Source organism: Paraburkholderia sabiae (assembly GCF_030412785.1).
GTDB classification, from domain to species: Bacteria; Pseudomonadota; Gammaproteobacteria; order Burkholderiales; family Burkholderiaceae; genus Paraburkholderia; species Paraburkholderia sabiae.
The window spans coordinates 4,833,093-4,854,001 of record NZ_CP125295.1; the positions used below are offsets into that span (position 1 = coordinate 4,833,093).

Sequence of the window (20,909 nt, forward strand, 5' to 3'; positions counted from 1 at the left end):
CCGCAGCTATTTCAAATGCATTACGCTGTTACAGTCGGGAAACACTCGTTTCGGCGACTCAGCGCGCGGGCCACTTCCACGCGGGCAGATCGCGCGAGTCGGCATCGGCGATACGTGTCGCGCCCAGCTGCTTTTCGAGCACTACGGATTCGCTGCCCTCCTCGTGCTCGAGCGCCGCAATCAGCCGTGCAGCGTGCGACACGACGATCACCTGCGAACGCAATGACGCTCTCGCGATCAGCCGCGCAAGCGCCGGCAGCAGATCGGGATGCAGACTCGTCTCCGGTTCGTTCAGCACCAGCAACGCGGGCGGCCGCGGCGTGAGCAGCGCCGCGACCAGCAGCAGGTAGCGCAGCGTGCCGTCCGACAATTCCGCGCCCTTCAACGCGCGCAGCAAGCCCTGCTGCTGCATCGTCACTTCGAAGCGCCCTTCGATATTGGTGACGATGACGCGCGAGCCGGGAAACGCGTCGTCGATAGCGGCGTCGAGCGCGGCCGGGTCGCCGATTTCGCGGACGGTCTGCAATGCTGCGGCGAGATCCGCGCCGTCGTCGGCGAGCACGGGCGTATGCGTGCCGATCTGCGGCAAACGAACGGGCGATTCCGCATCGGTTCTGAAATGATCGTAGAAGCGCCAGGAACGAATCTGCTCGCGCACGGCGATCATTTCCGGCGCGCTACGCGGGTCGGAAAACTCCGTCATCATGCTGTCGAAACTCGCGACGCTATGCGGAATGGTCTGCCATTCGCCGTCGTCGTCGCGCGTGCGGATCGACGGACCCTGCCGGTCGACGAGCAGCGCCGACGGACGCAGTACGGGACCGCTCCAGATGCATTCGCGTTTGATGACGGGATCGAGGCCGAACTGCGTCTCGCCCGGAATGGGCAGCCCCAGATCGATCGCGTAGCCGAACTCGTCGCCCGCAAAGCCGAGCCGCAGATTGACGGGCTCCGTGCGGCGCGTGCCCTGCACAGGCGCGTCGCCCGCGAGCATCGCGCGGGAGAAGCGCTCGGGACCGGCCCACAGCGTGGATTGCAGCCCGCCTTCGCGCGCGAGCGAAGGAATGACGCCGCCGCGCGCCGTCACCGCGAGCAGACGTAACGCGCGATACACGCTCGACTTGCCGCTTCCGTTCGGCCCCGTGATCACGTTCAGGCGCGCGAGCGGCACGATCAGATCGCGCAACGAGCGATAGTTGGCGATGGCGAGCGTCGTCAGCATCCGGAATTGATCGGTATAGCGAATGAATCGGGACGCTGCATCAAGCCGGTCTCGCTTTCCTGTCACCTGCCGTATCGGAAGAAGACGTCGATAGCGGCACGCTGCGCAGATCGCTCAGGAACGAATCGCGCCACACGCCGAGATCGTTCTTGCGCAGCGCTTCCATGTCGATCTCGTGACGCCGCTGGCGTTCGTCGAGCGGCATCCCGAGCGCGCGCTGCAACGCTTCGCACATGCCGATCGAATCGTGAGGATTCACGATCAACGACCCTTCCAGCTCGGCCGCCGCGCCCGCGAACATCGACAGCACCAGCACGCCCGGATCGTCCGGATTCTGGGCGGCGACGTACTCCTTCGCGACGAGATTCATGCCGTCGTGCAACGGCGTGACGAAGCCGACCTGCGATTCGCGGAACAGCGACATCAGTTTCCAGCGGTCGTATTGCTGATTCAGATAGCGAATGGGCGTGTAGTCCAGGCCCGAGTATTTTCCGTTGATGCGCCCGGCTTCGTATTCGAGTTGCTGGCGGATGTCCTGATACGTCGTCACGTCGGAGCGCGTCGGCGGCGCGATCTGCACGAGCGTGACGTTGCCGCGCCATTCGGGCGATCGCTCCAGCAGCGCTTCGAACGCGCGGAAGCGCTCGACCAGCCCTTTCGAATAATCCAGACGGTCGACGCTCATGATCAGCTTGCGCCCTTCCAGGCTCTGCTTCAGGTCGAGCACGTGCTGACGGCTCTCGTAACGCTTCGCCTGCTCGGCGATGTCGTCGGGAAACACGCCGATCCGGTAGACCCCCGTACGCAACTCGCGGCCGAACGCTTCCGCGTGGCCGTCGCTCGATACGGTGCCGCGCGCGTGCCGGCGCAGATAGTCGTGAAAAGCGAGTTCGTCGTTTTCCGTCTGGAAACCGATCAGGTCATAGCAGCACAGCGACCTCACCAGCTCTTCGTGCGGTGGGATGTTCAGCAGAATCTGCGGCGACGGAAACGGAATGTGCAGGAAAAATCCAATGCGATTCTTGACGCCTTCGGCGCGAAGCGCTTCCGCGAACGGGATCAGGTGATAGTCGTGGACCCAGATGATGTCGTCGGGTTCGAGCAGCTTGATGAGCTTGTGCGCGAGCCATGAGTTGACGCGCCGATAACCTGCGTACTCTTCGCGCTCGTACCGCGCGAGGTCGTTGCGATAGTGGAAGACGGGCCACAGCGTCGCGTTCGAAAAGCCGCGGTAGTACTGGTCGTAGTCCTTGCGTGTGAGGCCTGTGGTGGCGAAAGTCACGCTGCCGTCGGTTTCGAGCGTGGGTCCGGCGTTCGCGACGGTTTCGCTGACGACATCGCCGCTCCATCCGAACCACACGCCGCCCGCGTCCTTCAGCGCACCGAACACGCCTACGGCCAGGCCGCCTGCCGAGCCTTTGGTTTCCGTCGGCGTTGCCACGCGATTCGACACGACGATCAGTCGGCCCATGTTGCTGTCCCTCCGCTCTGGTTGGCGCTGCCGGTCCGCCTTGGCCGGGCGCATTGTTTCGTGCTTCAGTGCTGGTTCGACCGCGGTTGCACCCGATCAGTTGCACATTTGTGCCAATCCGGAAGGCATAGGCAAAACGGCACGGGCTACAAGCAAAGCGGTCTGAAAGCACAAAACGCGCGCCGTGCTTAACACACGGCGCGCGTCGAAAAGAACAGCGAACCAGGCGGGCGGAAGGTCTGACTAGCGCCGCTCAGCTGCCCGATTTGCAGGGAAACGCCTTGCCGAGCCCCAGCGAAACGGCCGTGCTCGCGTTATAGCCCGCCACGTTCGGATTGTCGGCGATGTACTTGCGCACCGCGTCCGTCAGCTGTTGCGAGCGCGCTTCCGGCGGCAGGCAGAAATACTGGCCGACACGCGGGCCCGTCGTCCCGCCAATCGCGTCAATCGTGTTGAAGATGCCGTCCGCGGCACCCTCGATATAGGCCGCACACGCGCTACGCGACGCAACGTCGGTCTTCGTGCACAGCTTGTTGAGGTCGCCCCCCGTGAACGCGGCAGCCGTCAACGGCACAGCAAGCGCGCCGGCGCAAATCAAAACCCGCAGCATGTTTTTTCCTTCCTGGTGTGAGCCCGGAACGATGCATGGCGTCCGGCGATCTCTGCCGCCCGGACTCGCCACCCGTTCCCGCTTCAATTCGGGCGCGTGGTGACCCGCGCCCAAGCCGCTATTTTGCACTGTTTTGCGGCGTTGCAGGCGCGCCCGCAGGCGCCTGTTGCTGCATCTGCTGGAGCCGCGCCGTCAGCCCTTCGACGACGTCCGGTTCCTTGTACTGTTTCGCGAAATCGAGTGCCGTCAGGCCGATCTGGTTTTTCACGTTCAGGTCCGCGCCGCTGTCGAGCAGCAGCTTGACGGTCGACACATGGCCGCCGCGCGCCGCCATCATCAGCGGCGTCGTGCCATTCGGCGAACCCGTGTCGATATAGGCGTCATGATCGAGCAGCAGCTTGACGATGTCGTCGTGACCGTTCGCGGCCGCGTAGTGCAGCGGCGCCCAGCCCTTCTTGTTGACTTCCGCGTCCTTCGCAATCAGCTGCTTGACGATGTTGATGTCGCCATTCAGCGCGGCCATCATCATCGCGTTTTCGCCGGACTTGTCGAGAATCTCGATGTCCGTCTTCGGATTGGCGATCAGCGCGGCCACCACCTGGTCGGACTTTTCGCGCGCGGCGATCACGAGGAGCGGCATGCCCTGGTTGTCGGCCATGTTCGGGTCCATGCCGTTCGCCAGCTGCTTCTTCACTTCCTTCACGTCGTCGAACTTGACGGCCTTGATCATCGTGTCCGCGGGCGCGGCCTGCGCGGGCAGCGCGCCGAGCGCTGCGAACGCGACACCTGCCGCCAGCGTCAGCTTTGCCAGGCTACGGCGAAAATCCGTCGCACAGGCGATGCTCTCGATCGAATATTTTTTCATATCTTGCTTTAGGAAACTTCCCTATCCTGTTGATACTAATGAATTTATTTCTCAGACGACCGACGGCGCCGGAATCTTGAACAGCCGGAAGAAGTTCTCGGTCGTCGCGGCGGCGAGCGCTTCGTCCGGCATCTCGCGCTGCTGCGCGATGAAGCGTCCGACATAACTCACGTACGCAGGTTCATTCGGCTTGCCGCGATACGGCACGGGCGCGAGGTACGGCGAGTCGGTTTCGATCAGCAGACGGTCGAGCGGCACGCGGCGCGCGACGTCCTGCACATCCGTTGCGCTCTTGAACGTGACGATGCCCGACAGGGAAATGTAGAAATTCTGCGCGAGCGCCTGTTCGGCGACGGCCCACGGCTCCGTGAAACAGTGCATCACGCCGCCTGGCTCGCCCGCGCGCTCCTCGGCCATGATCCGCAGCGTGTCTTCCGACGACGCCCGCGTATGAATGATCAGCGGCTTGCCCGTCTGGTGCGCGGCACGGATATGGACGCGAAAGCGCTCGCGCTGCCATTCCATATCGTCGATCGAGCGGCCTTCGAGGCGATAGTAGTCGAGGCCCGTTTCGCCGATCGCCACTACCTTCGGATGCTGCGCCAGTTCGACCAGTTCGGCGACGGTCGGCTCCCGCGCGTCTTCGTGATCGGGATGCACGCCCACGGACGCATACACGTTGTCGTACGAGCCCGCGATCTCCAGCACGGACGGCAGCGTTTCGAAATCGACCGATACGCACAGCGCGTGCGTCACCGAGTGCGAACGCATGTTCTCGAGCACTTGCGGCAGACGGTCGCCGAGTCCTTCGAAGTTGATATGGCAGTGGGAGTCGACAAACATGGTGAAGTCCTGCGAAAAATCCGTTGGTGAATCCGATCGGGCCAGCGAAAAACCTTGCCGTGCGCGCTAAACGAACAGGTCGCGGTAGCCGAGAAACAGTTCCTCGAACACGAGCCGCGCATTCAGCGGATGGTTTTCGACCGCGCGCTGCCGCGTGACCGACCGCATGAAGCGCGCGAATGCGTTCGCGTCGGCCTGCGACGCGCAACGCGCGAGCGCCGCCGACGCCGCCGGGAAATAACGCGGCGTGCCCGCCGTGCCAACCGTCGACTGCGCGAGCAGGTCGTACATCCAGCGCTGCAGCCAGCCGAGCACGACGGGAACGGGCAGCTTTTGCAGCGTCTCGCCGCACGCGAAGGCGTCGCAATTCGGGCCGGCGGCCAGCTGCTTCAGCGTCCAGTCGCGCAACGGACGGTTTTCGTCGCTCGCGAGCGCCAGCGCGGCCAGCGGCGCGCCGCCCGCTTCCGCGAGCAGGCCCGGCGCATCGTCGACGCCTTGTTGCGCGAGCCACGCGGTCGCGGCTTCCGGCGACGGCGTCGTCATCGGCCATTGGCGGCAGCGGCTGATGATAGTCGGCAACAGCCGGTCGATACGCGCCGACACCATCAGGAACACGACACCCGCGGGCGGCTCTTCAAGCGTTTTCAGCAGCGCGTTGGCGGCCGCGACGTTCAGCGCCTCGGCCGGATACAGCACGACGACGCGCACGCCGCCGCGATGCGAACCGACGCCGCAGAAGTCCAGCAGCGCCCGCACCTGCTCGATCTTGATTTCCTTGCTGGGCGTGCGCGTTTTCTTGCCGCTGTCGTCGGCGTCGGCCTTCTCGGCCTTTTCATCGGCGGCTGCGCTGGTGAAGCCGGCTTCGGACGCGAGCGCTTCCGGCAGCACGATCCGGTAATCGGGATGATTACCCTGCGTGAACCAGTTGCACGCCGCGCACGTGCCGCACGGCTCGCCGTTCGGCAGCGCCGATTCGCACAGCAGCCCCTGCGCCAGATGCTGGGCAAACCGCAGCTTGCCGATGCCTGCCTGCCCGTGGAGCAGCAACGCATGCGGCCAGTGGGCGCGCAATTGCTGCAGGCGGTTCCAGTCGTCGGTTTGCCACGGATAAATCATCGTTTGTCTTTTGAATCAATGTGTTGAAGACGATTTTCAATGTATCGGCCGAGTATTGCCAGTGTTATGCGTTCGGCCTATATGATCGGAAAATCAAAGAGATACGATCAGTTCTTCAAGCTGTTTCTGGATTTCTGCAATGGTGCGCGTCGAGTCGATGATAGCGAATCGGTACGGCGCTTCCTCGGCACGGCGCAGATATTCGGTGCGCGTGCGCGTGAAAAATGCGTCCGACTCGCTTTCGAAACGATCCGGCGCGCGCGCCGCGCTGCGCCTCTCGCTTGCCGTGTCAGGCGGCACGTCGAACAGCACGGTCAGGTCCGGCTGAAACCCGCCCTGCACCCAGCGTTCGAGTGTCTCCAGCTTGTCGCGCGGCAAACCGCGGCCGCCGCCCTGATAGGCGAAAGTCGCGTCGGTGAAACGGTCGGACAGCACCCAGTCGCCGCGCGCGAGCGCCGGCTCGATCACCTGGGCGAGATGCTCGCGGCGCGCGGCGAACATGAGCAGCGCCTCGGTTTCGAGATCCATGGCCTCGTGCAGCAGGATGTCGCGCAGCGATTCGCCGAGCTTCGTGCCGCCCGGCTCGCGCGTCATAACCACCGAGCGGCCCGCGCCCGCCACCTTCTGCTCCAGCCGGTCACGGAACCAGCCGAGGTGCGTGGTCTTGCCCGCGCCGTCGATGCCCTCGAACGTAATGAATTTTCCCCGCGCCATCATTGCCCTCGAATGTACTTGTCGACGGCCTTGTTGTGATCGCCGAGCGTGTCAGAAAAAATGCTGCTGCCGTCGCCGCGCGACACGAAATACAGCGCGCTGGTCGGCGCCGGATTGAGCGCGGCCTGCAGCGACGCGATGCCCGGCAGCGCGATCGGCGAAGGCGGCAAGCCCATGCGCGTATAGGTATTGTAGGGAGTGTCCGCCTGCAGATCCTTTTTGCGCAGATGACCCGTGTAGCTGTCGCCCATTCCGTAGATCACGGTCGGGTCCGTCTGCAGCGGCATGCCCACGCGCAGACGGTTGGCGAACACGCCCGCGACCATCGCGCGGTCGGACGCCTTGCCCGTTTCCTTTTCGACGATCGACGCCATCGTCAGCGCATCGTACGGCGTCTTGTACGGCAGGCCCGGCGCGCGCGCGGCCCATGCTTCGTCGATGCGCAGCTTCATCAGCCGGTAAGCGCGGCGATAGACGTCGAGATCGCTGGTGTCCTTGTCGAACAGATAGGTGTCGGGGAAGAAGAGCCCCTCACCCGTGCCCGTTGGCGTCTCGGGCGCGCCGATCGCCTTGAGCAGATCCGCGTCCGCCATGCCTGCCGTGTCGTGCTTCAGCGCCGGGTTCGAATCCAGTTCGGCGCGCATGTGCCTGAAGGTCCAACCTTCGATGATCGTCGCCACGTATTCGTTCACGTCGCCACGCGCGATCTTCTGGAGCACGTCGTACGGCGTGACGCCCTGCTTGAACTCGTAGTTGCCCGATTTGAGCGCCGTCTGCAGGCCGAGCGCGCGCGTCATCAGCACGAACAGTTCGGGTTCGACGGGCACGCCACCGCGATTGAGTTGCGTCGTGACGCTGCGCAGGCTGCTATGCGGCTTGATCGTGACGTCGAGTTGCGGGGTAGCGAGTTGGACGGGAGTCGTGGCCCAGCGGTACGCGCCGTACGCCGCGGCGGCGATCAGCATCGCGAGCAGGACGCAGGCGATGAGACATTTCTTCAGGAGGGACATGGAAACGTGGTTCGAGTGAAGCCAATATAATACTTGCTTGCCTCCGCCAAAGTCAGAATTGACTGTTCCCCGAATCCATGAACGCACCGCTCGCTTCTGCTCCCGGCACTGCTGTCCCCGCTCCCGTATCGCTTCCTGTGTTCCCGCGTCCGGCGCGCGACGAGTTCGACGCTGTGCTGTCGGCCGGCGCATTCATGCCGCTGCCGCAGTTCGGCGTGATCGACGCGACGGGCGACGATGCCGCGTCGTTCCTGCACTCGCAGCTCACCAACGACACGCAGCACCTCGACGCGGCGACCGCGCGCCTTGCCGGCTATTGCTCGCCGAAGGGTCGTCTGCTGGCGTCGTTCCTGATGTGGTGCAGCGGCGAGTCGATCCGGATGCTGGTGTCGAAGGACGTGCAGCCCGCCGCGCAGAAGCGGCTTTCGATGTTCGTGCTGCGCGCGAAGGCGAAGCTCAGCGACGCATCGGGCGATGTGCTGGCCATCGGTCTTGCCGGCGACGTGCGCGGCGCGCTCTCGGGTGTGTTCGACGCGATTCCCGACGGCGTGCATGTGAAAGTCGACGGGCCGGCGGGCTCGCTGGTGCGCGTGCCGGACGCAGCGGGACGTCTGCGCTACGTGTGGGTCGGACCGAAAGCCGAAGTCGAAGCGCGTCTGCCCGCGCTCGAAGCCAAGCTGCGCCGCGTGTCGCCTGCCGTGTGGGACTGGCTCGACATCCGTGCGGGCGAACCGCGCATCACGCAGCGCGTGGTCGAGCAGTTCGTGCCGCAGATGATCAACTTCGACGTGCTGGGCGGCGTCAATTTCCGCAAGGGCTGCTATCCGGGTCAGGAGATCGTTGCGCGCAGCCAGTATCGCGGCACGATCAAGCGGCGCATGTCGCTGGCTAATGTCGCGGGCGAGACGGAGAGCGTCGTTCCGGGCGCCGAACTGTTCCATTCGGACGATCCGGGCCAGCCGTGCGGCATGCTCGTCAACACGGCGGCCGCGCCTGACGGCGGCGTCGATGCGCTCGTCGAAATCAAGCTGGCCGCGCTCGAAAACGGCACCGTGCATCTGGGCGCCGCCGATGGTCCCGCGCTGACCTTCCTGCCGTTGCCTTACGCCCTGCCGACGGAAGTCTGAGTTTCCTTTCGTTCCTGCCGACGTCGCGCCTCTCTTGCAGGCGCGACGGATTCCCGCTGTATTCAACGCTGTCCCGCTACCGAGACTTCCTCTGATGTGTCTGATCGTGTTCGACTGGCGCCCCGAAGCGTCTGACGGTCCGCTGTTCACACTCGCGGCGAATCGCGACGAATTCCTGAAGCGCACTGCCGAACCGATGCATTGGTGGGACGACACGCCCGGTCTGCTGGCGGGCCGCGATCTTGTCGGCGGCGGGACGTGGCTCGGTATGACGCGCGACGGACGCTTCGCCGCGCTCACCAACTATCGCTCGCCGAGCGAAATGCGCGCCGATGCGCCGACGCGCGGCACGCTGGTCAGCAACTGGCTGTCGGGCGAGCACGGCATCGAAAGCGGCGCGCCGCTCGACTATCTGATGCAGGTCGCGCAAGACGGCGACATGTACAACGGCTTCAACCTGCTCGTCGGCGACTGGATGCGGCGCGAACTGGGCTGGTACTGCAACCGCTCGCCTGCTGCGCCGACCTTGCTCGCGCCGGGCACGCACGGTATTTCGAATGCGGTGCTCGACACGCCCTGGCCGAAACTCGTGCGTAAGCGCGCCGAACTCGCCCAGACGCTTGCCGACGATAGCCGTCCGCCGCTTGCAACATTGATCGACCTGATGCGCGACCCGCATGTCGCGCGCGACGACGAACTTCCGGCGACAGGAATTTCGCTCGAACGCGAGCGCGCGCTGTCGGCCGCTTTCATCGATACGCCCGAGTACGGCACGCGCGGCACGACGGCATTGCAGGTCGTGGTCGCTGAGGGCGAACGCCTGAGCGTCTCGGCACTGGAGCGCAGCGACGACAACGGCTCGCACCGCATCGTGCGTCCAGGCGATTACGAGCGCAATTTCACGTTCGATATCGCCTGAGCGCGAGCCGACTCACTCCACGCCGAACGCGTCGCGCAACGCCGCTACCGCATCGGCATGCGCGGGCGCCACATCCGGCACATAGCCGCCCATCTTGAAGAACTCGTGGATCATGCCCGCGTAGCACGTGAACGCGACGGCATTCCCCGCCTCGCGCAACTTGAGCGCGTAGGCTTCGCCTTCGTCGCTGAGCGGATCGTATTCGGCTGTCGCAATCCATGCAGGCGCGACCCCGCGAAAGTCGGGGGCGCCGCGTGTGCCGTCGAGCGGCGCGAAGCGCCAGTCGTGACGATCGTCGGCGTTGCGCACGTATTGCTCGAAGAACCACTGGATCGTGTCGCCGGACAACAGATAGCCATCGGAGAGCCGCTCATGCGAGTCGGTCTGCTGATGCCCTGTCGTGCCCGGATAGATCAGCAGTTGCAGCACGAGCGGAACGCCCGCGTCGCGTGCGAGCACCGCGCATACAGTGGCGAGCGTGCCGCCCGCGCTGTCGCCGCCAACGGCGATCCGCCCAGCGTCGACGCCATATAACGCAGCGTTCTCGTGCAGCCACTTGAGCGCATCGAATGCGTCGTCGACGGCCGTCGGGAATTTGTGCTCCGGCGCGAGCCGGTAGTCGACGGACATCACGACGCACTGCGCATCGCGCGCGAACATCCGGCAGATCGCGTCGTGCGTGTTCACGCTGCCGACCGTGAATCCACCGCCGTGATAGTAGACGAGCGCGGGCGCGGGATTCGCCCATTGCGGCTCGGCGGGATGATAGAGACGCACGCGAATGGCCGCGCCGTCGCGCATCGACACCTCGACATCCTCGATGGAAAACATCGGCGCAGCGGGCACTTCGAGAATCGGCGCGCTCTTCTCGTAAGAGGCACGCGCCGCTTGCGGCGTCAGGTCGTGATAAGCGGGACGCTTTGCGCGCGCAATCATCTCGAGCACCTGCTCGATCTTTGGGTTCAACGGCATGGTCGGACGACGGCGTGCATGCGCCGGACGGTGGAATTGAGCGCGAAATGATGCCACGAACACGGGCCGCCCCGCTCGCAACAGGCGCTAGTTCGCTGTCTTGACCTCGGGCTTCAACGACAACGGATCGGTCGGATTACGCTGCTGTTCGATGTCCTCGTGGCGCAGCCGCACGGTCGCGAGAATGGCGGGATGCGTGAGGATATAAAAGCGCCGCTCGGCGATCGCTTCGAACGTCAGCGCGGCGACGTCCGTCGCGTTCAGTTTGCCCGAGCGCACCGCGCGTTGGAGCTGCTTGTCGGCGGCGAGTTGCGAACGCGTCGGCCCGGCGCTGTTACGCAGCGCCTCGGGTCGCGCACGCTCGGCGTCCGCGATACCCGTTGGCACGAACGCAGGACACAGCAGCGAGCAGCCGACCTCGCCGCCCGCGCTCTGCAGATCGTGATACAGCGTCTCCGTCAGCGACACCACGGCGTGTTTCGACGCGTTGTAGATGCCCATCGACGGCGGCGACAACAGACCCGCGACCGATGCCGTATTGACGATATGCGCCGGCTCGTTCTGCCCGAGCATGATGGGCGTGAAGACGCGCACGCCGTGCGCGACGCCCATCACGTTGACGCCGAACACCCACGCCCAGTCGTTTGCCGAGCTTTCCCACAGGAAGCCGCCGGAGCCCACGCCCGCATTGTTGAACAGCAGATGAACCTTGCCGAACGCTTCGAGCGCGGCATCCGCGAGCGCCTGAACCTGCGCGCCATCCGACACGTCCGTGCGCACACCGATCACGTCTGCGCCTTGTGCACGCAACGCATCGACCGTTTGCGCGAGCGTGCTCTCGTCGACATCCGCGAGCACGAGCTTCATGCCGAGCGACGCGCCCTTTTCCGCGAACGCGCGGCCGAAGCCGCTCGCCGCGCCGGTGATCACGGCGACTTTGCCGTCGAACTCGAACATGCCGATTTCCTTGTTTCGCGATATGTGCCGGTTCAGATCAGCTTGACCAGTTGCTTGCCGAAATTGCGTCCCTTGAGCATGCCGAGAAATGCTTCGGGCGCGTTCTCGAGTCCCTGCGCAATGGTCTCGCGATAATGCAGCTTCTTCTGCGCGACCAACCCGCCGAGTTCCTTGAGCGCGCCAGGCCACACGTCCATATGTTCGCTGACGATGAAACCCTGCACGAGCAGACGCTGCGTGAGCATCAACGCAGGATGTTTGAGCGGCAGCGGCTCGCCGTCGTAACCGGCGATGAAGCCGCACAGCGCGATCCGGCCATGCGCGTTCATCCGCGCCAGCGTCGAGTCGAACCCTTCGCCGCCGACGTTCTCGAAGCAGCCATCGATGCCGTCCGGCGTCGCCGCCTTGAGATCCTGATAGAGATTGCCGGTCTTGTAGTCGACGCACGCATCGAAGCCCAGCGTTTCGACGACATAGCGGCACTTCTCGGCGCCGCCCGCGATGCCGACAGCGCGCGCGCCCGCCAGCTTCGCCAGTTGCCCGACCACACTGCCGACGGCGCCGCTCGCCGCGCTGACGACGACCGTCTCGCCCGCCTTCGGTGCGATGATCCGGTTCAGTCCGTACCACGCCGTTACGCCAGGCATGCCGACAGGTCCGAGATACGCGGACAGCGGCACGTGTGTGTCGTCGACTTTTTGCAGTCCCTTGCCGTCGGACGTGCCGAACTCCTGCCAGCCGAACATCCCGACCACCTTGTCGCCCGGCTTGAATGCCGCGTTATTCGACTCGACCACTTCGCCCGCTGTGCCGCCGATCATCACTTCGTTTAGCGGCTGCGGCGCCGCGTACGACTTCGCGTCGCTCATGCGGCCGCGCATATACGGATCCAGCGACAGGTAGTGATTGCGCACGCGCACCTGGCCGTCCGCTAGCGGCGCGAGCGGTGTGTCGACGAGCTTGAAGTTGTCGGCGGATGCGGCGCCCTGCGGACGCGATGCAAGCAGAATCTGACGATTGACCTGACTCATGGCGGTGTCTCCAACTCGTATCTGGAATGGATCGATAAGGGTGTTGCAGGGACTGCCGCGAGATTCAGGCGTCGCTCGGTCCCGGTTTCGCCGACGGATCGCTGTGCAGGCGCTGCTGCCGCACCTCGCGGCCAACGGCCAGACGCCGCATGTACTTGAACGTGCCGAGCGCCTTCGCGACGAAATGTCCTTCGCTGTCGCGGATCTCGCCTTCGCAATAGGCCATCGTGGTCGAACGATGCAGCACGCGGCCCGTGGCGCGCAACTCGCCCATGCCCGGCTGCATGAAATTCACTTTCATTTCGACGGTCACGACACCGACGCCATCCGCGGCGAGGCTGCGCGCGGCCATCGCGAGCGCGGCGTCGGCGAGCGTCATCGTGATGCCGCCGTGCGAAACGGACCAGGTGTTCAGATGCTCGGGGCGCAGCGTCAGCACGACTTCACTCGCGCCGTCCGCTGCCGAAATGAGTTGCACGCCGAGATGATCGATGAAAGGACTTTCGATCACCAGCTTGTTGCCGGGGGAATCTGTCATATGCATGTAGGTTCGTGGTCGACGGCTTGACGTGCCTTGCGTGCCGATCATGCAGTGGGATCCGTACGGAACGCATGCAGAGTACACACGACAAGGCGCTTCGCCAGATGATACCTGCCTGCGCGAACGGATGCGCTGAGCCGCACGGCATAGGACAAACGCACATCTCATCGGGATGATCGGTCCGGAAAACACGCGCGGCGTCGCCTATACTTTTCACGCAGTCCTTCCCAGGCCTCAGCCCGACCGTGCGCGGCAACCAGCGTCACGCGCAACGCGAAACCGGGCGTCATCAACCTGCGGCTATACCTCGAACGAGCGCCCGACCTTCCCGCGCCCTCGCCGCCTTGTCTTCCTTCTCTTTGCCTCTTTATGCACGCATGGGACACGGCCCGCGCCGTGGATGCGTTCGTCTCTCGAGCCAGAGCCGGCGTGTCGCGCGCGGCACTTCTGGATTTCACTTCACGAGGACAACATGGCCACTTACATCATGCTGGTCAACTGGACCGATCAGGGCGTGCGCACCGCGAAAGACACCGTCAACCGGGCGCGCGCGTTCCGCGAGCAAGCCAAGGCAATGGGCGTGACAGTGGGCACGGTGAACTGGACGCTCGGTGCGTATGACCTCGTGATCTCGTTGGATTCACCCGACGACGAGACCACGACGCGCATGGGCATCGCGCTCGCCGCGCAGGGCAATGTGCGCACGTCGACGATGCGCGCGTTCGGCGAAGACGATATGGAGCGGATCGTCGGCGGATTGAAGTAGTTGCGGGTGTCACGCGCCGGGCGCGCGTGCAATTGCGCACGCGCGCCGCGTTCAGCCTTGCGCGCGCGGCAGATGCCAGCCGTGCGTCGCCGCGACCACGCGCAACACGAAGCACGCGACGCCGCCCGCCAGTCCCGCCATCGCCGGGGACAGGCCGAGGCGGCGTCCCGCGAGCACCACGACCGCGCCGAAGAACGCGGCCGTCGCGTAGATATCCGTGACGAGCACCGACGGAATGCGCGTGAGCAGCACGTCCCTGATGACGCCGCCGCCGACGCCCGTCACCGTGCCCATCAGGGCCGCGACGAACGGCCGGATCCGGTACAGCATCGCTTTTTCGACACCCGCGACGGCGAACAGCGCGAGTCCCGCGGCGTCGAGCACCATCAGCCAGAATGCCGGGAAGCCTTGCGCGTCGTTGTGGAACATGAACGTCAGCAGGCCCGCGACGAACGTCAGCGCCGGATAGCGCCAGTCGCGGATCGCGTTGGGCGGCGTCGCGCCGATCAGCAGGTCGCGCGTCACGCCGCCGCCGAGCGCCGCGACGAACGCGATCACCATCACGCCGAGCAGGTCGAGACCGCTGTGCATCGCGGCCACCGCGCCCTCGATCGCGAAGATGAAGGTGCCGACGAGATCGGCGGCCAGAACGATGGTTTCGATTTTGGGTTTCATGCGGGGTTGCTTGCGGGAGTCTCTCGTCTGGAGTGTCGCGTGCGCTCGCGTGTTGTCGAGGGCGCCGCGATTGTCTCACCGCGTCGAAAGCCGACCAAGCGAAGCGCGCAGCCTTCGCATCCGCGCAAGGGTCCGCTTAGTCGCGTTGCACCGCTAGAATTCATACGACGCGCCCGAATCGCGCGTCTTTCTCCAGAGGGACACGACCATGATCCGCCACCGCGTCGCGCGTTTCGTTCACCTGCTGCTGTTCGTTGTCGTGATGGTGTCGCTGGACGGTTGCGCGGGCATGTTCGGCCGCGATCCACTGCATGTGAGCGTCGCGGGAATCGAACCGCTCGAGGGTCAAGGGATGGAAATGCGCTTCAATCTCAAGCTGCGCGTGCAGAATCCAAATGAAGCCCCCGTCGACTTCAGCGGCGTGTCGGTCGAACTGGATCTGAACGGCAAGTCGTTCGCGACGGGTGTCAGCGACCAGATCGGCACGGTGCCGCGTTTCGGCGAAACCGTGATCGGCGTGCCGCTGACCGTGCCCGCCTTCACCGCCGTGCGCCAGGCCTTCGCATTCGCCGATAGCGCGCAGACAGGACAGTTTCCGTATGTGCTGCGCGGCCGTCTCGCGGGCGGCATGACAGGCGGCACGCGTTTCATCGATCAGGGCACGCTGTCGCTGCCGATGGGCGACGTCAGCGGTCTGTAGCGGTTGTTGGCCGTTCCGTTGCGCGACGAGCGCCGTCGATCAGTGATTGGTGCCTTCGCCATGACCTTGCGGCGCAGGCGGCCTCGCCGCGTTGTTGCCGGCGTCGCCGCCATGTCCCGGCGGCGGACCTGCGGGACGTGCGCCTTCAGCGCGAGGCGGCGGCCCGGGTGGCCGCGCGCCTTGTGCGGACGGTTGAGCGGGCGGTTGACCCGGCGGCGGTCCGCCCATTTGCCCCGGCGGCGGTCCTGCGGGACGCGCGCCCTGATTGGGATTCTGAGCGGGAGGCTGGCCCGGCCGGGGCTCGCCGTGCTGACCCCGCGGCGGCTGCACTGGCCCCGACCGATGCCCATGCTCGGCGCCAAGCGGCTGCGGTGCAGGTTCAGGCGGCGGCGATGCCGGCGGAGGACGGTTCGCGCCCTGCGGCGGCGGTGGCGGATGCGCGGGCGGCGGTGGGCGGTTGGGCGGCGGCGCGTGATGTTCCCAGCGCGACCGATCCGGATACCAAGGCCGCTCGCGATAGTAGTGTCCCCAGTACGAGCCGAGCGAGAACGTGATCAGCGGCACGCCGATCGCGGTCCCGTAGGTCATGAGGGGCACATTGCTGCCCTGATACGGGTACGTCAGATCGCCGCCATAGACCCAGCCGCGCGCCTGCGGAATCTCCACGTCGCACCACGTATAGCCGCCCACGCAACCGTAGACGGATACCGGCTGCCCGGCGGGAAGCTGTGCGACGATGGGGTAATCCTGCGCCGGTCCCGCGTAGAGGTAGACGGGCGTGCTGGTGTAAGCCTCGGACTGCGCCGACGCCCCGCCCGATGCCATCGACAACGCCCCCGCAACCGCCGCGCATGCAAGCCGCATTCGCATGATGTTCTCCTGTTGGCTTCGTACCCCGTGTCTCGATCGTCAGCGAATCCTGTGCCTGACCGTTCACCGTCGCCAGGAACGACGCATGCAGCAGCGCCCTGCATTCAACGCATCGGGAGCACAGCATGAGCAGCCATCTGAAAACAGGCGACCGCGTTAGCTGGAACACGCCGCAAGGCATGACGACGGGCCATGTCGTCCGCGCGATCACGACGCATACGGAACTCGACGGACACACGGTCGCCGCATCGAAGGACGATGTCCACTACGAAGTGGAAAGCGAAAAGAGCGGCAAACGCGCCGTTCATCGTGCGGAAGCTTTGCATAAAACGCCCGAGCGCTGACGCCCGATAAAGCACACGTAAGAAAAAAACCCGCGCGCTTTCGCACGCGGGCTCGCAATTTCGCAAAATCCCTGGCAATCGTCTATCAAACCACTTCGAACAGCCCCGCCGCGCCCTGCCCGCCGCCGATGCACATCGTCACCACGACGAATTTCGCGCCGCGCCGCTTGCCTTCGATCAACGCATGCCCCGTCAGACGCGCACCCGACACACCATACGGATGTCCGACGGCAATCGCGCCGCCATTGACGTTCAGCCGATCGTTCGGAATGCCGAGCTTGTCGCGGCAATAGAGCACCTGCACGGCGAACGCTTCGTTCAGTTCCCACAAGCCGATATCGTCGACCTTGAGACCCGCCTGCTTCAGCAGCTTCGGCACCGCGAACACCGGGCCGATGCCCATTTCGTCCGGCTCGCAGCCGGCGACTGCAAATCCACGGAAAATGCCCAGCGGCTGCAGGCCTTCGCGTTCCGCGACCTTCGCGTTCATCACCACGCACGCCGACGCGCCGTCCGAAAACTGGCTCGCGTTGCCCGCCGTGATCACGCCGCCCGGCAGCGCGGTGCGGATCTTCGACACGCCTTCGAGCGTCGTGTCCGCGCGGATGCCTTCGTCGGCGGCGATCGTCACTTCCTTCGTGAACATGCGGCCGCTCGCCTTATCGGCGACACCGGCGAGCACCGTCATCGGCACGATCTCGTCGTTGAAGCGCCCGGCCTCCTGTGCGGCCGCTGCGCGCAATTGCGACTGCACGCCGTATTCGTCCTGACGCTCTTTCGAAATCCCATAGCGCTTCGAGACGTTTTCGGCCGTCTCCAGCATCGACCAGTAGATTTCCGGCTTGTGCTCCATCAGCCAGCCTTCGCGCAGCATGTGCAGATTCATTTCGTTCTGCACGCACGAAATCGACTCCACACCGCCCGCGACGAACACATCACCTTCGCCGACCATCACGCGTTGCGCAGCGAGTGCGATCGTCTGCAGGCCCGACGAGCAGAAGCGGTTCACCGTCATGCCCGGCACCGACACGGGCAAACCGGCGCGCAGCGCAATTTGACGCGCGATGTTCGAGCCCGTCGCGCCTTCGGGATTCGCGCAGCCCATGATCACGTCTTCGACGCGCGCGGGGTCGATCTTCGCGCGTTCGACGGCAGCTTGCGTCACATGTCCGCCGAGCGTCGCGCCGTGCGTCATGTTGAACGCGCCGCGCCACGATTTGGCCAGGCCCGTGCGGGCAGTCGATACGATTACGGCTTCATTCATTCACGTCTCCAATCTATTCAATGAGTGTGTCGGGTTCGACTTACGTGGTTCAGTCGGGCAGATCCGCCGCCTGCACACGTTCGACACCCGCGGCGCGCATCTCGCGCCATGCGTTGTCGAGCGAACCGTTCAGATCGATCGCGCGGGTCGCATCCTCGATGACGACGACTTCGAAACCTGCCGCACGCGCATCGAGCGCGGACCACGCGACGCAATAGTCGGTGGCGAGCCCGCAGCACCACACGCGCGTCACGCCCGTGTCGCGCAGATAGCCGGCGAGGCCCGTCGGCGTCGTGCGATCGGCTTCGAGAAAGGCCGAGTAGCTGTCCACGTTCGCGTGATGACCCTTGCGGATCACGGCGCGCGCATGCGGAATGTCGAGGTCCGCGTGCAGCGCCGCGCCCGGCGTGTCCTGCACGCAATGCGTCGGCCACAACACCTGCTCGCCGTACGGCAGCGTCATCGTCTCGAACGGCTGGCGGCCCGCGTGATTTGCGGCGAACGAAACGTGCGACGACGGATGCCAGTCCTGCGTCAGCACGACATGACTGAAGCGGCGCGCAAGCCGGTTCACGAGCGGCACGATTTCGTCGCCGCGCGCGACGGCGAGCGCACCGCCCGGCATGAAGTCGTTCTGTACGTCGACGACGAGCAGAACTTCATTGGCATCTTTCATCGCAAATCCCGGTCAGCCTGTTCTGATCGATCAGCCGATCAGCTATTGAAGCCGCGCCCTTGCGCCGCGCGCTCGACGATGCCGGATGCAATCTGCCAGCCATCGCCGTTCGGTTGCGCCGCGTAACGGCGAATCGCGCGTTCGACGTTGTAGACGCCGACGGTATCCGCGTACAGCATCGGGCCGCCGCGCCACAGTGGAAAACCGTAGCCCGTCAGATAGACCATGTCGATATCCGACGCCTTCGACGCAATGCCTTCTTCGAGAATCTTCGCGCCTTCGTTGACGAGCGCGAACACGAGGCGCTCGACGATTTCGTCGTCGGAAATCTTGCGGCGCCCGATGCCCCGTTCCTTCGAATACGCGACGATCATTTCTTCGATCGGTTTCGACGGATACGCGTTGCGGTCGCCGGCCTTGTAGTCGTACCAGCCGCCGCCCGTCTTCTGCCCGAAGCGGCCCGTCTCGCACAGACGATCGGCGATCTTCGAGTAATGCAAGTCCGGCTGTTCCTGATAGCGGCGCTTGCGGATCGCCCAGCCGATATCGTTGCCCGCCAGATCGCTCATACGGAACGGGCCCATCGCGAAACCGAACTTCTCGATGGCCTTGTCGACCTGCGCGGGCAGCGCGCCTTCTTCGAGCATGAAGAGCGCCTGGCGGATGTACTGCTCGATCATCCGGTTGCCGATGAAGCCGTCGCAGACGCCCGACACGACAGCCGTCTTTTTGATTTTCTTCGCGACCTTCATCACGGTGGCGAGCACGTCCTTCGCGGTTTCCTTGCCGCGCACGACTTCGAGCAGCTTCATCACGTTGGCCGGGCTGAAGAAGTGCATGCCGACGACGTCCTGCGGACGCTTCGTGAACGCGGCGATCCTGTTCAGATCGAGCGTCGACGTGTTCGATGCGAGGATCGCGCCCGGCTTCGCCACTTCGTCGAGCCGCTTGAACACCTGCTCTTTCACGCCGAGTTCTTCGAATACGGCTTCGATGATGAGGTCGGCGTCGTTCAACGACTCGTACGTGAGCGTCGGCGTGATGAGGGACATGCGCTGTTCGAGCGCTTCCATCGACAGCTTGCCCTTCTTGACGGTCGCTTCGTAGTTCTTGCGGATCGTCGCCAGCCCACGGTCGAGCGCGTCCTGTTTCGTTTCCAGCAGCGTGACGGGCAAGCCCGCGTTGACGAAGTTCATCGCGATGCCGCCGCCCATCGTGCCCGCGCCGATCACGGCCACTCTTTTAATGTCGCGTGTGGGTGTATCGGACGGCACGTCGGGAATCTTGCTCGCCGCGCGCTCGCCGAAGAACGCGTGACGCAGCGCCTTACTTTCCGGCGTCTGCACGAGCGCGACGAAGCATTCGCGCTCGACTTTCATGCCCTGCTCGAAGCCCTTGAGCACGCCCGCTTCGATCGCGTCGATGCACTTGTGCGGCGCCGGGAAATTCTTCGCAACACCCGCCACGCTATTGCGCGCGAACTGGATGAAGCCCGCTGCGTTCGGATGCTCGATCTTGCGGTCGCGGATCTTCGGATGCGGGCCGCTCTGCGCGGCAACCTTGCGTGCGAACGCAAGCGCGCCTTCCATCAGATCGCCTTCCACCAGCTGATCGAAAAGCGGCGTGCCGGCGAGTTTCTCCGACATCACGGGCGCCCCCGACACGATCATGTTGAGAGCAGCTTCGAGTCCCAATGCGCGCGGCAAACGCTGCGTGCCGCCTGCGCCCGGCAGGATGCCGAGCTTGACTTCGGGCAGCGCGATCTGCGCGCCGGGCACGGCCACGCGATAGTGCGCGCCGAGCGCGAGTTCCAGGCCGCCGCCCATCGCGACGCTGTGTATGGCCGCGACGACGGGCTTCGCGCTGCCTTCGACGGCCTTGATGACGGTCGCGAGCGTCGGCTCCTGCAGCGCCTTCGGCGTGTTGAATTCGGTGATGTCGGCGCCGCCCGAGAAGGCCTTGCCCGCGCCCGTCAGCACGATTGCCTTGATGGCGGGATCGTTCTGCGCGCGCTCGATGCCCTCGACGATGCCCGTGCGCGTCGACAGACCGAGTCCGTTGACGGGGGGATTGTTCAGCGTAATGACGGCAACGCCGTCGTGTGTGGTGTAGTCCACTGCCATCTGCCTGCCTCCATGCGATGCGGTCGCGCGTGATCTGCGCGAGCCGGATGGGAACATGCGGACCATTGTCCGCTCATGTTCGTTAATTCGCCG

The 20,909-nt window shown here is 64.9% G+C and carries 22 protein-coding genes; 5 read left to right on the forward strand and 17 right to left on the reverse strand.

Translation table 11 applies throughout. The features are described 5' to 3' along the window. Nucleotides 1-58: 58 nt before the first annotated feature. The 8 genes from QEN71_RS21785 to mltG form a co-directional block, all read right to left on the reverse strand. Nucleotides 59-1,222, reverse strand: coding sequence for an AAA family ATPase (locus QEN71_RS21785; protein ID WP_201652373.1), 1,164 nt, complete (start codon nucleotides 1,220-1,222; stop codon nucleotides 59-61). A 40-nt stretch (nucleotides 1,223-1,262) separates the two neighbouring features. Then, nucleotides 1,263-2,693: an alpha,alpha-trehalose-phosphate synthase (UDP-forming) gene (otsA, locus tag QEN71_RS21790; RefSeq protein WP_201652370.1), complete on the reverse strand. Its 1,431-nt coding sequence runs from the start codon at nucleotides 2,691-2,693 to the stop codon at nucleotides 1,263-1,265. A gap of 253 nt (nucleotides 2,694-2,946) precedes the next feature. Further along, nucleotides 2,947-3,303: a Rap1a/Tai family immunity protein gene (locus QEN71_RS21795; protein WP_028365511.1), complete on the reverse strand. Its 357-nt coding sequence runs from the start codon at nucleotides 3,301-3,303 to the stop codon at nucleotides 2,947-2,949. 118 nt (nucleotides 3,304-3,421) lie between these two features. After that, on the reverse strand, nucleotides 3,422-4,168 hold the full coding sequence (locus QEN71_RS21800; RefSeq protein ID WP_201652367.1) for an ankyrin repeat domain-containing protein: 747 nt from the start codon (nucleotides 4,166-4,168) through the stop codon (nucleotides 3,422-3,424). Between the two features lie 51 nt (nucleotides 4,169-4,219). Continuing rightward, entirely contained in the window at nucleotides 4,220-5,011 is a 792-nt protein-coding gene (locus QEN71_RS21805; protein WP_201652364.1) for a TatD family hydrolase, read from the reverse strand. Nucleotides 5,012-5,077: 66 nt separating this feature from the next. After that, the gene (locus QEN71_RS21810; RefSeq protein WP_201652361.1) at nucleotides 5,078-6,127 is read right to left on the reverse strand and encodes a DNA polymerase III subunit delta'; all 1,050 of its coding nucleotides are present in this window, start codon (nucleotides 6,125-6,127) and stop codon (nucleotides 5,078-5,080) included. A gap of 93 nt (nucleotides 6,128-6,220) precedes the next feature. Beyond that, nucleotides 6,221-6,841, reverse strand: a complete 621-nt coding sequence (gene tmk, locus QEN71_RS21815) for a dTMP kinase (RefSeq protein ID WP_201652447.1) — start codon at nucleotides 6,839-6,841, stop codon at nucleotides 6,221-6,223. Continuing rightward, nucleotides 6,841-7,851 carry an endolytic transglycosylase MltG gene (gene mltG, locus QEN71_RS21820; RefSeq protein WP_201652358.1) on the reverse strand — a complete coding sequence of 337 codons (1,011 nt, stop codon included), beginning with the start codon at nucleotides 7,849-7,851 and terminating at the stop codon, nucleotides 6,841-6,843. The genes tmk and mltG overlap by 1 nt, the downstream gene beginning before the upstream one ends. 77 nt (nucleotides 7,852-7,928) lie before the next feature. Between mltG and ygfZ the strand changes: the two genes are divergently transcribed. Continuing rightward, on the forward strand, nucleotides 7,929-8,978 hold the full coding sequence (gene ygfZ, locus QEN71_RS21825) for a CAF17-like 4Fe-4S cluster assembly/insertion protein YgfZ (protein WP_201652355.1): 1,050 nt from the start codon (nucleotides 7,929-7,931) through the stop codon (nucleotides 8,976-8,978). A 94-nt stretch (nucleotides 8,979-9,072) separates the two neighbouring features. Next, a complete protein-coding gene (locus QEN71_RS21830) occupies nucleotides 9,073-9,897 on the forward strand; it encodes an NRDE family protein (protein ID WP_201652352.1) in 825 nt (274 codons plus the stop codon). A gap of 12 nt (nucleotides 9,898-9,909) precedes the next feature. Here the strand turns inward: QEN71_RS21830 and QEN71_RS21835 are convergent, their stop codons facing one another. From QEN71_RS21835 to QEN71_RS21850, 4 genes are all read right to left on the reverse strand, one after another. Then, on the reverse strand, nucleotides 9,910-10,869 hold the full coding sequence (locus QEN71_RS21835; protein ID WP_201652349.1) for an alpha/beta hydrolase: 960 nt from the start codon (nucleotides 10,867-10,869) through the stop codon (nucleotides 9,910-9,912). Between the two features lie 87 nt (nucleotides 10,870-10,956). Beyond that, nucleotides 10,957-11,826, reverse strand: coding sequence for an SDR family oxidoreductase (locus tag QEN71_RS21840; protein WP_201652346.1), 870 nt, complete (start codon nucleotides 11,824-11,826; stop codon nucleotides 10,957-10,959). A gap of 32 nt (nucleotides 11,827-11,858) precedes the next feature. After that, on the reverse strand, nucleotides 11,859-12,857 hold the full coding sequence (locus QEN71_RS21845; RefSeq protein ID WP_201652343.1) for an NADP-dependent oxidoreductase: 999 nt from the start codon (nucleotides 12,855-12,857) through the stop codon (nucleotides 11,859-11,861). Between the two features lie 64 nt (nucleotides 12,858-12,921). After that, on the reverse strand, nucleotides 12,922-13,395 hold the full coding sequence (locus QEN71_RS21850) for a PaaI family thioesterase (RefSeq protein ID WP_201652340.1): 474 nt from the start codon (nucleotides 13,393-13,395) through the stop codon (nucleotides 12,922-12,924). Nucleotides 13,396-13,870: 475 nt separating this feature from the next. Between QEN71_RS21850 and QEN71_RS21855 the strand changes: the two genes are divergently transcribed. Then, entirely contained in the window at nucleotides 13,871-14,164 is a 294-nt protein-coding gene (locus QEN71_RS21855) for a GYD domain-containing protein (protein ID WP_201652337.1), read from the forward strand. A 51-nt stretch (nucleotides 14,165-14,215) separates the two neighbouring features. On the opposite strand, the gene QEN71_RS21860 is transcribed toward QEN71_RS21855, so the two are convergent. Next, on the reverse strand, nucleotides 14,216-14,839 hold the full coding sequence (locus QEN71_RS21860) for a trimeric intracellular cation channel family protein (protein ID WP_201652334.1): 624 nt from the start codon (nucleotides 14,837-14,839) through the stop codon (nucleotides 14,216-14,218). Nucleotides 14,840-15,101: 262 nt separating this feature from the next. Here QEN71_RS21860 and QEN71_RS21865 point away from each other — a divergent pair, with 262 nt between their 5' ends. After that, a complete protein-coding gene (locus tag QEN71_RS21865) occupies nucleotides 15,102-15,539 on the forward strand; it encodes an LEA type 2 family protein (protein ID WP_377791247.1) in 438 nt (145 codons plus the stop codon). A 39-nt stretch (nucleotides 15,540-15,578) separates the two neighbouring features. Here QEN71_RS21865 and QEN71_RS21870 read toward each other — a convergent pair whose 3' ends face one another. After that, nucleotides 15,579-16,409 carry an SH3 domain-containing protein gene (locus tag QEN71_RS21870; RefSeq protein ID WP_201652328.1) on the reverse strand — a complete coding sequence of 277 codons (831 nt, stop codon included), beginning with the start codon at nucleotides 16,407-16,409 and terminating at the stop codon, nucleotides 15,579-15,581. A 125-nt stretch (nucleotides 16,410-16,534) separates the two neighbouring features. Between QEN71_RS21870 and QEN71_RS21875 the strand changes: the two genes are divergently transcribed. Continuing rightward, nucleotides 16,535-16,753: a hypervirulence associated TUDOR domain-containing protein gene (locus tag QEN71_RS21875; RefSeq protein ID WP_201652325.1), complete on the forward strand. Its 219-nt coding sequence runs from the start codon at nucleotides 16,535-16,537 to the stop codon at nucleotides 16,751-16,753. A gap of 85 nt (nucleotides 16,754-16,838) precedes the next feature. Here the strand turns inward: QEN71_RS21875 and QEN71_RS21880 are convergent, their stop codons facing one another. The 3 genes from QEN71_RS21880 to QEN71_RS21890 are packed head-to-tail and all read right to left on the reverse strand — an operon-like array spanning nucleotide 16,839 to nucleotide 20,816. Continuing rightward, the gene (locus tag QEN71_RS21880) at nucleotides 16,839-18,017 is read right to left on the reverse strand and encodes an acetyl-CoA C-acyltransferase (RefSeq protein ID WP_201652322.1); all 1,179 of its coding nucleotides are present in this window, start codon (nucleotides 18,015-18,017) and stop codon (nucleotides 16,839-16,841) included. 49 nt (nucleotides 18,018-18,066) lie between these two features. Further along, on the reverse strand, nucleotides 18,067-18,693 hold the full coding sequence (gene pncA, locus QEN71_RS21885) for a bifunctional nicotinamidase/pyrazinamidase (protein WP_201652319.1): 627 nt from the start codon (nucleotides 18,691-18,693) through the stop codon (nucleotides 18,067-18,069). Nucleotides 18,694-18,731: 38 nt separating this feature from the next. Beyond that, nucleotides 18,732-20,816 (reverse strand): 3-hydroxyacyl-CoA dehydrogenase NAD-binding domain-containing protein, encoded by a 2,085-nt coding sequence (locus tag QEN71_RS21890; protein ID WP_201652316.1) that lies wholly within the window; start codon nucleotides 20,814-20,816, stop codon nucleotides 18,732-18,734. Between the last annotated feature and the right edge of the window lie 93 nt (nucleotides 20,817-20,909).

Bases quoted from the DNA above. Each gene is read 5' to 3' on its own strand.
- QEN71_RS21785 (WP_201652373.1), bottom strand. From the start codon at position 1,222: ATGCTGACGACGCTCGCCATCGCCAACTATCGCTCGTTGCGCGATCTG.
- otsA (WP_201652370.1), bottom strand. From the start codon at position 2,693: ATGGGCCGACTGATCGTCGTGTCGAATCGCGTGGCAACGCCGACGGAA.
- QEN71_RS21795 (WP_028365511.1), bottom strand. From the start codon at position 3,303: ATGCTGCGGGTTTTGATTTGCGCCGGCGCGCTTGCTGTGCCGTTGACG.
- QEN71_RS21800 (WP_201652367.1), bottom strand. From the start codon at position 4,168: ATGAAAAAATATTCGATCGAGAGCATCGCCTGTGCGACGGATTTTCGC.
- QEN71_RS21805 (WP_201652364.1), bottom strand. From the start codon at position 5,011: ATGTTTGTCGACTCCCACTGCCATATCAACTTCGAAGGACTCGGCGAC.
- QEN71_RS21810 (WP_201652361.1), bottom strand. From the start codon at position 6,127: ATGATTTATCCGTGGCAAACCGACGACTGGAACCGCCTGCAGCAATTG.
- tmk (WP_201652447.1), bottom strand. From the start codon at position 6,841: ATGGCGCGGGGAAAATTCATTACGTTCGAGGGCATCGACGGCGCGGGC.
- mltG (WP_201652358.1), bottom strand. From the start codon at position 7,851: ATGTCCCTCCTGAAGAAATGTCTCATCGCCTGCGTCCTGCTCGCGATG.
- ygfZ (WP_201652355.1), top strand. From the start codon at position 7,929: ATGAACGCACCGCTCGCTTCTGCTCCCGGCACTGCTGTCCCCGCTCCC.
- QEN71_RS21830 (WP_201652352.1), top strand. From the start codon at position 9,073: ATGTGTCTGATCGTGTTCGACTGGCGCCCCGAAGCGTCTGACGGTCCG.
- QEN71_RS21835 (WP_201652349.1), bottom strand. From the start codon at position 10,869: ATGCCGTTGAACCCAAAGATCGAGCAGGTGCTCGAGATGATTGCGCGC.
- QEN71_RS21840 (WP_201652346.1), bottom strand. From the start codon at position 11,826: ATGTTCGAGTTCGACGGCAAAGTCGCCGTGATCACCGGCGCGGCGAGC.
- QEN71_RS21845 (WP_201652343.1), bottom strand. From the start codon at position 12,857: ATGAGTCAGGTCAATCGTCAGATTCTGCTTGCATCGCGTCCGCAGGGC.
- QEN71_RS21850 (WP_201652340.1), bottom strand. From the start codon at position 13,395: ATGACAGATTCCCCCGGCAACAAGCTGGTGATCGAAAGTCCTTTCATC.
- QEN71_RS21855 (WP_201652337.1), top strand. From the start codon at position 13,871: ATGGCCACTTACATCATGCTGGTCAACTGGACCGATCAGGGCGTGCGC.
- QEN71_RS21860 (WP_201652334.1), bottom strand. From the start codon at position 14,839: ATGAAACCCAAAATCGAAACCATCGTTCTGGCCGCCGATCTCGTCGGC.
- QEN71_RS21865 (WP_377791247.1), top strand. From the start codon at position 15,102: ATGGTGTCGCTGGACGGTTGCGCGGGCATGTTCGGCCGCGATCCACTG.
- QEN71_RS21870 (WP_201652328.1), bottom strand. From the start codon at position 16,409: ATGCGAATGCGGCTTGCATGCGCGGCGGTTGCGGGGGCGTTGTCGATG.
- QEN71_RS21875 (WP_201652325.1), top strand. From the start codon at position 16,535: ATGAGCAGCCATCTGAAAACAGGCGACCGCGTTAGCTGGAACACGCCG.
- QEN71_RS21880 (WP_201652322.1), bottom strand. From the start codon at position 18,017: ATGAATGAAGCCGTAATCGTATCGACTGCCCGCACGGGCCTGGCCAAA.
- pncA (WP_201652319.1), bottom strand. From the start codon at position 18,693: ATGAAAGATGCCAATGAAGTTCTGCTCGTCGTCGACGTACAGAACGAC.
- QEN71_RS21890 (WP_201652316.1), bottom strand. From the start codon at position 20,816: ATGGCAGTGGACTACACCACACACGACGGCGTTGCCGTCATTACGCTG.